The sequence below is a fragment of the candidate division KSB1 bacterium genome (assembly GCA_034505495.1).
Taxonomy (GTDB): domain Bacteria; phylum Zhuqueibacterota; class Zhuqueibacteria; order Residuimicrobiales; family Krinioviventaceae; genus Fontimicrobium_A.
The window spans coordinates 1-8,830 of record JAPDQV010000018.1 but is presented as its reverse complement, the minus strand read 5'-3'; the positions used below and the strand labels follow the sequence as shown (position 1 = coordinate 8,830).

Sequence of the window (8,830 nt, the reverse complement as noted above, 5' to 3'; positions counted from 1 at the left end):
CGCAGGCTGCTGATTCGCGCGAACGGGATTGCCGAATCCCTGCGGCAACTGTTGAAGGAAAAAGAGATTACGATTATCGACGGAACGTGTCCCACAGTCGCCGCGTTGCAGGAGCGATTGCGCCGTTACGCCGACCAGGGTTATCAGGTGGTCATTGTCGGCAAAGCCGGCCATCCGGAGGTGAAGGGCTTGAGCGGCGCCTGCGGAGGACGAGCCGTCGTTGTAAACGACGAGCGGGACGCGACGCACGTCGAGCCGGATCTTCCGACCGTAGTTGCCGCCCAAACGACGATTGCCGCCGCTCATTTCGATCGAATGGTCGAATGGCTCAAGTTGAAAGTGAAAAAGATGACAGTCCTGCGTTCAATGTGTCCGCAAGTGGCCAAACGCGAGGAAAATATTCGAAATTTTGCCGGACAGGTGACTGTTCTGCTGCTGGTAGGCGGTAAAAATAGTTCAAACACGCGCGTGCTGTTCGAAACTGCACGTTCCGTCAATCCGCGCACGATCTGGATCGAGTCGCCGGAAGAACTCGAGTCAAAGTGGTTCGAGGAAAGCGATATTGTCGGCGTCACCGGCAGCGCTTCGACGCCGTTTCATCAGCTCGAGCAGGTGCGCGACGCTTTGATAAAGTCCCCACTAAGGGGTGAAAATACACAAAAGGAGGAACAAACCCATCATGGATCAAACAATTAACCCTAACCCGACTTCGAATGAGGAGCAGAATTTGGCCTCCAACCTCGAAGGCGGCCTCACAGCTGCACCCGAGACAGCCGATCGTTCGACGGCTGCGGACTTTCAGGACCCGATCGCCTCGCAGATCAAATCGCAACAGGTACCGTCGACCGGCGATCCCGCCTCTTTGGACATTGCCAAGCTCGATGAGATGGAAAAAGAGTACACCGAGCAAGAGTTCGAGGCAATGGCCAAATTCTATGAAGACACTCTGATCGATTTCAAGGCAGGTCAGGTTGTCGTCGGCCGAGTTCTGGCGATCGGCGAAAAAGAAGTCTCTATCGACATCGGCTTCAAGTCCGAAGGTACTGTGCCGGTCGAAGAATTCGACAACCTGTCGGAATTAAAGATCGGCGATTCGGTTGAAGTGCTCATTGACGAAATTGAAGATAAGGAAGGCTTTTTGGTGCTTTCCAAGCGGAAAGCCGATTTCATGCGCACCTGGGATCGCGTCATCGAGTCCTATGAACGCGGCGAGATTTTGCGCGGCCAGTGCATCCGTCGCATCAAGGGCGGCTTTGTCGTCGATCTGGGCGGCGTCGATGCTTTTCTCCCCGGCTCGCAGGTCGATGTTCGCCCGGTGCGCGATTTCGATTCCCTCATTGGCCGCACGATGGATTTCAAAATCGTCAAAGTCAACCATTTACGTAAAAACATCGTCGTTTCCCACCGCGTGCTGGTCGAAGAGGAAATGAAGGAACAGCGCGAAAAGATTTTGGCGGAACTGCAGCGCGGCCAGGTTCTCGAAGGAATCGTCAAGAACATTACCGATTTCGGCGTGTTCATCGACTTGGGCGGGGTGGACGGCCTGCTCCATATCAACGATCTCTCTTGGGGTCGCGTCTCGCATCCGTCCGAGGTTGTGTCGCTTGACGAAAAGATCAAAGTCGTTGTGTTGGACTTTAACGAGAACAAGGACCGCATTTCGCTTGGACTGAAGCAGCTGCAGCCGCATCCGTGGGAAGGTGTGGAAGAGAAATATCCGGTCGGCTCTACTGTGCGCGGCAAAGTGGTCAGCCTTTCCGATTACGGCGCCTTTGTCGAGCTGGAAAAGGGCGTGGAAGGCTTGATTCACATTTCGGAAATGTCCTGGACCCAGCACATCAAGCATCCCTCGAAACTGTTGACGGTCGGAGAAATCGTCGAAGCCAAGGTACTGAGCATTCAGAAAGACGAGCGCAAGATTTCGCTCGGCCTGAAGCAGCTGGAGCCGGATCCGTGGGATACTTTGGCGGAACGTTATCCGATCGGTTCACGTCACACCGGTACGGTTCGCAACCTCACGAATTTCGGCGCGTTCGTCGAATTGGAAGAGGGTATTGACGGATTGATTCATATTTCCGACCTTTCGTGGACCAAAAAGATCCGTCATCCCGGTGAGGTGGTCAAAAAGGGCGATGTGGTCGATGTCGTGGTTCTGAACATCGATCGGGAAAACCGTCGCATCTCGTTGGGCTACAAACAGACGCAGGAAAATCCCTGGGATCTTTTCGAGGAGCGTTTCAAGCCCGGCACTAAAGTCGAAGGCAAGGTCGTGCGCTTGATCGAGAAAGGTCTTCTGGTAGAATTGCCGGACGGCGTCGACGGTTTTGTGCCGATGTCGCAACTGGCAAAAGAGAATATCAGCAAACCTGCCGATGCGTATCAGATCGATGACATTCTCAATCTGACGGTCATCGAGTTCAACAAGGACAGCAAAAAGATCGTCCTCTCCGAAAAGCAGGTGGCAAATCTGGAAGAAGCCAAAGTCCGCTCCGAGGCCGAAGTGGCCGAAGCCGAGCAGGAGTTTGCGGTAGAACCGCCTGCGCCGACGGAGAAAAAGTCCAAGAAAAAAGCGGCGGAACCGCCGGCAGAACCGGCGGCGGAGCAGCCGGAAGGAGCGGCTGAAGCTTGACATGATGGGAGGGAGTCGGCCAGTTTGCCGACTCCCCTCTTATTTGCGGCCGCAAGGCAATGAAACGGGCGTATTAGTTTAAAAAAAAATAACTAACTCTATCTGACCTTTTGGAGGATAGATGTGGTTCGTTAGGTGGATTTTGACCTTTATTTTGGCGGCGGTGCTGATCGCCTTTGCCATGCAGAACTCGCAGGTTGCCGTGCCGGTGAGGTTCTGGCAGTGGGAGACCGTCAATGACGTACCATTATGGGTGGTTATGTATGTCTCCTTTTTTGCGGGTATATTCGTATGGGCAGGGGTTTCGCTGTTTCAAATTTTGGGATTGAAAGCCGCAAACCGCCGGCAGGCGAGACGAATTCGTGCGCTGGAAAACGAGCTGAAACACCTGCGCAATGCCGCAGTCGAGGACGTCCTGTCGCCGGAATCGTTGGAAGAGGAAAAACTGAAACGAGCGGAGAGCGGTCTGCATGAATGAGCAAGTCCTATACTCGATTATCGGCCTCGCCATACTGGTCGCTTTTGCCGGATGGTTCCTTATGTATCGGCGCCCCAAACCGCGTCCCAGCGTTCAGAATGACTACATATCCGGCCTTTATTTTCTCCTCTGGGGTGATCAAGATCGCGCCCTGGAAAAGCTCCGCGACGTTGTCAGAAGGGACACCGATTACATCGACGCCTACATTCTCATTGGCAACATTTTTCGCGAAAAGGGCGCTTACGAGAGCGCCGTAAAGGTACATCGCGACCTCCTGCTGCGACCCAACCTGACTCTGCAGCAGCAAAAGACCATTCTGATGAACCTGGCGCAGGACTATTACAAGAACGGCCAGCTCAAGTGGGCACAATCGACCTGCGACAAGCTGATCGAGCTGGACAAGAAGGACGAATGGCCGAAAGAGTTCAAACGCACCCTTTATGAGAGCATGGAAGATTGGGAGGGCGCCTTTGAAACCCTTCGGCGCTTCGGCCGAATGGACAAAAAGGAGCGGATGACTCGATTGGCGTTGTACAAAGTGGAGCAGGGTCTTCAGTTGGCCAAGCTGGGCCGCGAACACGATGCCCGCCTTTGTTGGCGCGAAGCAATCAAATGGGATGAAAAATGCTATCCGGCGCGCCTCGAGTTGGTCAAGAGCTACTTTCGCGAAAACCGCAACGAGGACGCTTTGGAAGAACTGCAGCAGACGCTGATCGCCATTCCCGAATATGCCGACCACGCTTTGGACGCTTTTCAGGACAAGCTGTACGAGATGGGCCGCTTTGATGAGATCGAACGGCTTTACAATCGGATTATCGACACTCATCCTCACCTGATCGAAGCTTATATTAGTCTCGCCGAAATCTATAGCAAAAAGGGTGAACTGGAGCGGGCGGCCGAACTTTGCCGTCAAGCGTTGACTCATGCTCCTAATCATAGACGCATTTTACTGATGCTGGCGCTGATCGAGCTCAAGCTGGGTCAGACTGACACGGGTCTAAAGCAGCTCGAAGATATCCTTAAAAAAGAGGCGCAGCAGAAAAACGAATTCATTTGCGCCAAATGTCGGACACGGCAAAGCAGCTACTTCTGGCGCTGCACCTCCTGCGGGGCCTGGAATTCAGCCGAAAGGCTGTAGTATGATCCGCCTCTTCGGCATCCGCACGGTATGCCTCCTACTGTTGCTTGCCGTCATCGGCCGAAGCGGCGATCGACTCTCCGCCGCCCTGGACTCCCTCTATGCGGCACAGGACTGGGAGGCGCTGCAACGGACCCTTCTCCAATATCGTGCCCTTTATCCTCATGATGCCAACCTTGACTTTTTTCGCGCCGTTTTGACCGCCGATGCCGATTCGGCGCGCACTCTCTATCTCAAATTCCTCGAAGCCGATCCGCAGTCGCCCTATGCCGATCAGGCGCTTCTCCGACTCGGTCAGTACTATTTTGCGGTTCGCGACTATTCGACGGCGCGCAGTTATTTTGCCCGGCTCTTTCGCAACTTTATCGCCTCGCCGTTGAGGGATGATGCGCAGTTTCTCTATTGCCAATGCGTTTTGGCCGAGGATAAAGTCGATTCGGCGCGCGCCTTTTTGAATGCCTTTGTCCGCAGAGTATCCGAGTCTCCGTTTGTCGATCAGGCGGTGTGGGACCTGGAGCAGATCGGCGCCGCGGCTGCGCCGCCGAAGGCGGCCTATTATGCGGTTCAAGCGGCCGCTTTTCGCGATGAGGCAGCCGCCCAGGAAGCGGCGCAAAAAATTCGCCGCCTTTTCCCCCTTGTGGAAGTAAAATTTGATTCTCAATCGGGAAATTTGTGGTATATTTTGATCGGCAAGTTTAGCGATCGACAGCGCGCCGAACGCTACGCAGACCTTTATCTTCGTCCCACGCTCAAAAATGTGCGCATCGTTGCCGTAGAGAATTGAACCGCCCTTATAAGCTTTGGAGGAGGATGATGAAGCCGAAAACTCGGATCAGCTTTCCGGCCGTTATGATTCTACTGCTCCTGCAGCCTGCCTTTTCCGAGCCCTCATCGAACTGTAACAAAGTCGTGCATTACCGCATCGAGGTCGCTTTGGATGAAAAAAGCGGGACCCTCGACGGAAAGGAGCGCATCATTTGGCGAAACTCCGGCGCGGCAACCGATGAGGTGCAGCTGCATTTTTATATGAACGCTTTCAAGAACAATCAATCCACTTTTCTGCGCGAAACATTTCAACGTACGCCCAAAGGGGTAAAGGCTTTGTCCCGCTTTAAAGGCGGATGGGGTTATTGCGAGCCCAAGACGATTTTTGTCGAAGCTCCCGGAATTTTCCCAAAAACCGAACTTACTTCGGCTCTACAGTTCATCGCGCCGGACGACGGCAATACCGATGATGAAACGGTAGGAAGGCTGCTGCTGCCGAGAGCTGTTCCCTCAGGCGCAGAGCTCGTGCTGGAAATTGAATTCGTTACCCAATTGCCGCGTCGGGCGCCCCGCACAGGCCGAAACGGCGATTATTTCTTTGCCGGACAGTGGTTTCCGAAAATCGGCGTACGACAGGGGGATCGGTGGAATTGTCATCAGTACCACGCTTCTACGGAATATTTCGCCGATTACGGAGACTATGAGGTCGCCGTGACGGTTCCGAAAAGCTATCAGATCGGCGCTTCGGGAGTACAAGTCGAGGAGCGTGCGGCCGGTGCGGGACGAAAAACCGTTGTTTTTCGCGGCGAGTGCATTCACGACTTTGCCTGGACCGCTTCACCGCGCTACCGTACGGCTGAACGCACTTTTGAGTATCCGGAGCTGCCGCCCGTCACTATGCGGCTCCTCTATCAGCCGGAACATCGAAAATATGTCGATCGCTATTTCGATGCGACCGCCAATACACTCAAGCATCTCGGTCTCTGGTATCTGCCCTATCCGTATCCGCAGATCACCATCGTCGATGCGGCTTTTCGTTCCAACGTCGCCGGTATGGAGTATCCGACGCTATTCACCACCGGCGCCGATTGGCTGGAGGCTTCCGGCAGCTTTGAACCCATCGGACTGACGATCCACGAATGCACGCATCAATGGTTCTACGGTCTGCTCGGCAGCGATGAGACAGAATCCGCTTGGCTGGACGAAGGGTTTACGGTTTACGCTGCCGGCCGCTGCTTTCTTGCCGCATATGGACAAAAACGCTATTCCAAAACTTACCTGAATCGCGAGGGTTTCGGCATTCCATGGACCTTTTCGGAGGTGCTCGTGGACCCTCGCGAAGAAACGCTGCAGCTGCATCGCGAGCGCGGTCATCGCGACAAGATGAGCACGCCGTCCTATCAATTGATCGACCGCGCCGCTTATCGTAACAATGCCTATGAAAAGCCTTCGCTCATGTTGTGGACTCTGGAAGGTCTTTTGGGCGAGGATGTCTTTCAACGCGCCCTGCGCGATTATGTGCGTGAGATGCAGTTTCGCCATCCGACGAGCCAAGATTTTATAGCTGCCGTGCAGCGCCACACGACGCAGGACATGTCGGCATTCTTTGAGCAACTGCTCGACGGCTACGGCGTCGTCGATTATGCCGTCGTAGAAATCAACGCGCAAAAGCTGCCCGGAGCCGAAGGCTTTTTCGGCAGAGGCGGGGAGAGGCGTCATGAAAAGCGGCCGGCAACAGGAGAGTGGCTTTCTCTGGTGCATGTCGAGCGCAAGGGGGAGATAACCCTACCGGTCGAGATGGTCGTGACTTTTGAAAACGGCGAAACGGTACGCGAAAAATGGGACGGAAAGCAGAACTATCGAATTTTTCGCTATGTGACCAAATCGCCCATCGAGCAGGCACAAATTGATCCCGAGCGCAAGATCTGGCTCGATGTCGATCCTGCAAACAACGGACGCTACCGTAAATCGGATCCGTTTCCATCCTTACGCTGGACGTTGCAATGGCTCTTTTGGCTGCAGCATTTGATGGAAACGGCAGCCGTTATTTCCTAAACGTATGAGGAGCGGAAAAATGGTCGGCAAAATCATACAAAACGGATGGAATACGGTCATACGGCTGCGTCGGGCCGTGGGAGTGATCTATCTCGTCAATTTGTTGATCGCTGCGGCTCTTTCCATACCGCTGTTTTTCGGCCTGCATCGTTATTTGGATTACTCGACTCTTCGTTCGGAAATGAGCAGCGGTTTCAGTTATGCCTGGTGGAGCGCCTTTAATTTCCGCGCGGAAGGCCTGGCGGCCACCCTTCGGCCCAGTCTCAGCGGCGGTTTCGGACCGATTTTCGACAACCTCGAGCTGCTGATTTCCGGCAACTGGACCGCCTACGGTGTTGCCGTCTTTGTCCTCGGCATCGCTTATGTGCTGCTTGCCGCTTTTTTCAACGGCGGTTTTGTCGGACTTGCGGTCGAGGAGCGTCCCTTTTCTACTCAGCGATTTTTTTCCCAATCGGGACTCTATTTCCACCACATGGCCGCGCTGGCGGTTACGGCTTTGCTCCTCTTTCTCGGCATTTACAAAGGGCTTTATCCTCTCGTTTTTTCCCTGGTCGATAAGCTGACGACTGGTTCCCTTTCCCAGCCTTGGGTCTGGTTTGTCAATTTGGTCGCCTATTTATTGCTTATCAAGGTGATTTTCATCGTTACCATGATTTTTGATTATGCGCGGGTGATTTTGATAACGGATAAAAAAGAGTCTGCCTGGATCTCGATCGGGCTGGCAACTTTGTTTGTTTTTCGTCATTACCGCGCCTGGCTCATCAACGCTCTGCTGGTCGGCGTCGGCGTGCTCGGCACCTTGACGGCTGCTCTGCTGTTGTCCGCGTTCCGCTCTACGGCATTTTGGTCGCTGCTGACCCTGTTCGCTCTCCAGCAGCTTTTCATTTTGGGATTGATTTCTCTGCGGCTTACTTTTTACGCGAGCCAGGTGGAGTATTACCGTCGGCAGAAAGAAGCAGAGACCTTGGTGCGGAAAAAACGGCTTTAGCAACGCCCTAGGGCGAGTGAGACCATGAAGCGGCGGACGTTTGCTCTGATCATCTCGACGATAGGGCTCCTCACGGGGTCTGCGAGCCTGCTTTCGCAGGTGCGGCTTTCCATTGTTTATCCCCAAGAGGGCGATACCCTGCGCGCCTTTGCCTACGACAGCACCTATATTTTTGGTCAAGTCTCCCCGCCGCACGCTAAACTGACGATCAACGATCAACCGGTGCGCGTATACAAGAACGGCGCTTTTCTTGCCTATCTGCCGTTGGCGGAAGGCGAATTCTTTTTTCGCTGTTTGGTCGAAGCGGACGGCACGCAAAAAGAATTCATGCGCCGGATTTTGGTGCTCAAACCGAAACGATTTCGCGAAGGGGAGTGGGGCATTGATCCTGCGAGCGTAGAGCCGCGCTTGGATCACCAATTGACGATCGGTGAGCGGGTTACCGTCGCTTTTCAGGGTACACCGGGTGATGGCAGCGCCGTGCGCGGCACCGGCGAGGGATGGTACGTCGGCACTTTTATTTTGCGGTCTGAGGAAATTTTTACCTGGACCGGCATCGAAGTGCTGTTGATCAATGCCTTCGGCGACACGGCCGCGGCGCGGGCGCGCGGCAGAATTGCCTTATGGCCCGAAAATCCTCCGCAAATGGCCGAAACGACGCGCGACAAGACCGTGCTTCGCACCCAGAAAGGAAAGAGCTATGCTTATTTCCTCCCACCCGGGGTTCGTTGTCGGGTCACAGGGCAAGTCGGTGATTATTACCGCATCCGCCTGAGC

8 protein-coding genes are annotated in these 8,830 nt (G+C 54.3%); all 8 read left to right on the top strand.

Going from position 1 to position 8,830, the window contains the following annotated elements:
- Positions 1–696, top strand: a 696-nt coding sequence (locus ONB24_08730) for a hypothetical protein (protein ID MDZ7316193.1), incomplete at its 5' end; no start/stop codon positions are given.
- A complete protein-coding gene (gene rpsA, locus ONB24_08725; protein ID MDZ7316192.1) occupies positions 680–2,629 on the top strand; it encodes a 30S ribosomal protein S1 in 1,950 nt (649 codons plus the stop codon). The genes ONB24_08730 and rpsA, both read left to right, overlap by 17 nt.
- 121 nt (positions 2,630–2,750) lie before the next feature.
- Entirely contained in the window at positions 2,751–3,107 is a 357-nt protein-coding gene (locus ONB24_08720; GenBank protein MDZ7316191.1) for a LapA family protein, read from the top strand.
- Positions 3,100–4,245: a tetratricopeptide repeat protein gene (locus ONB24_08715; protein MDZ7316190.1), complete on the top strand. Its 1,146-nt coding sequence runs from the start codon at positions 3,100–3,102 to the stop codon at positions 4,243–4,245. Before ONB24_08720 ends, ONB24_08715 begins: the two co-directional genes overlap by 8 nt.
- 1 nt (position 4,246) lies before the next feature.
- Positions 4,247–5,029 (top strand): SPOR domain-containing protein, encoded by a 783-nt coding sequence (locus tag ONB24_08710; protein MDZ7316189.1) that lies wholly within the window; start codon positions 4,247–4,249, stop codon positions 5,027–5,029.
- Positions 5,030–5,055: 26 nt separating this feature from the next.
- The gene (locus ONB24_08705; GenBank protein MDZ7316188.1) at positions 5,056–7,065 is read left to right on the top strand and encodes a M1 family metallopeptidase; all 2,010 of its coding nucleotides are present in this window, start codon (positions 5,056–5,058) and stop codon (positions 7,063–7,065) included.
- 19 nt (positions 7,066–7,084) lie between these two features.
- Positions 7,085–8,053, top strand: coding sequence for a hypothetical protein (locus ONB24_08700; GenBank protein MDZ7316187.1), 969 nt, complete (start codon positions 7,085–7,087; stop codon positions 8,051–8,053).
- Positions 8,054–8,077: 24 nt separating this feature from the next.
- Positions 8,078–8,830 (top strand): hypothetical protein (locus tag ONB24_08695; protein ID MDZ7316186.1); only part of this gene is annotated, 753 nt, incomplete at its 3' end.

Bases quoted from the DNA above. Each gene is read 5' to 3' on its own strand.
- rpsA (MDZ7316192.1), top strand. From the start codon at position 680: ATGGATCAAACAATTAACCCTAACCCGACTTCGAATGAGGAGCAGAAT.
- ONB24_08720 (MDZ7316191.1), top strand. From the start codon at position 2,751: ATGTGGTTCGTTAGGTGGATTTTGACCTTTATTTTGGCGGCGGTGCTG.
- ONB24_08715 (MDZ7316190.1), top strand. From the start codon at position 3,100: ATGAATGAGCAAGTCCTATACTCGATTATCGGCCTCGCCATACTGGTC.
- ONB24_08710 (MDZ7316189.1), top strand. From the start codon at position 4,247: ATGATCCGCCTCTTCGGCATCCGCACGGTATGCCTCCTACTGTTGCTT.
- ONB24_08705 (MDZ7316188.1), top strand. From the start codon at position 5,056: ATGATGAAGCCGAAAACTCGGATCAGCTTTCCGGCCGTTATGATTCTA.
- ONB24_08700 (MDZ7316187.1), top strand. From the start codon at position 7,085: ATGGTCGGCAAAATCATACAAAACGGATGGAATACGGTCATACGGCTG.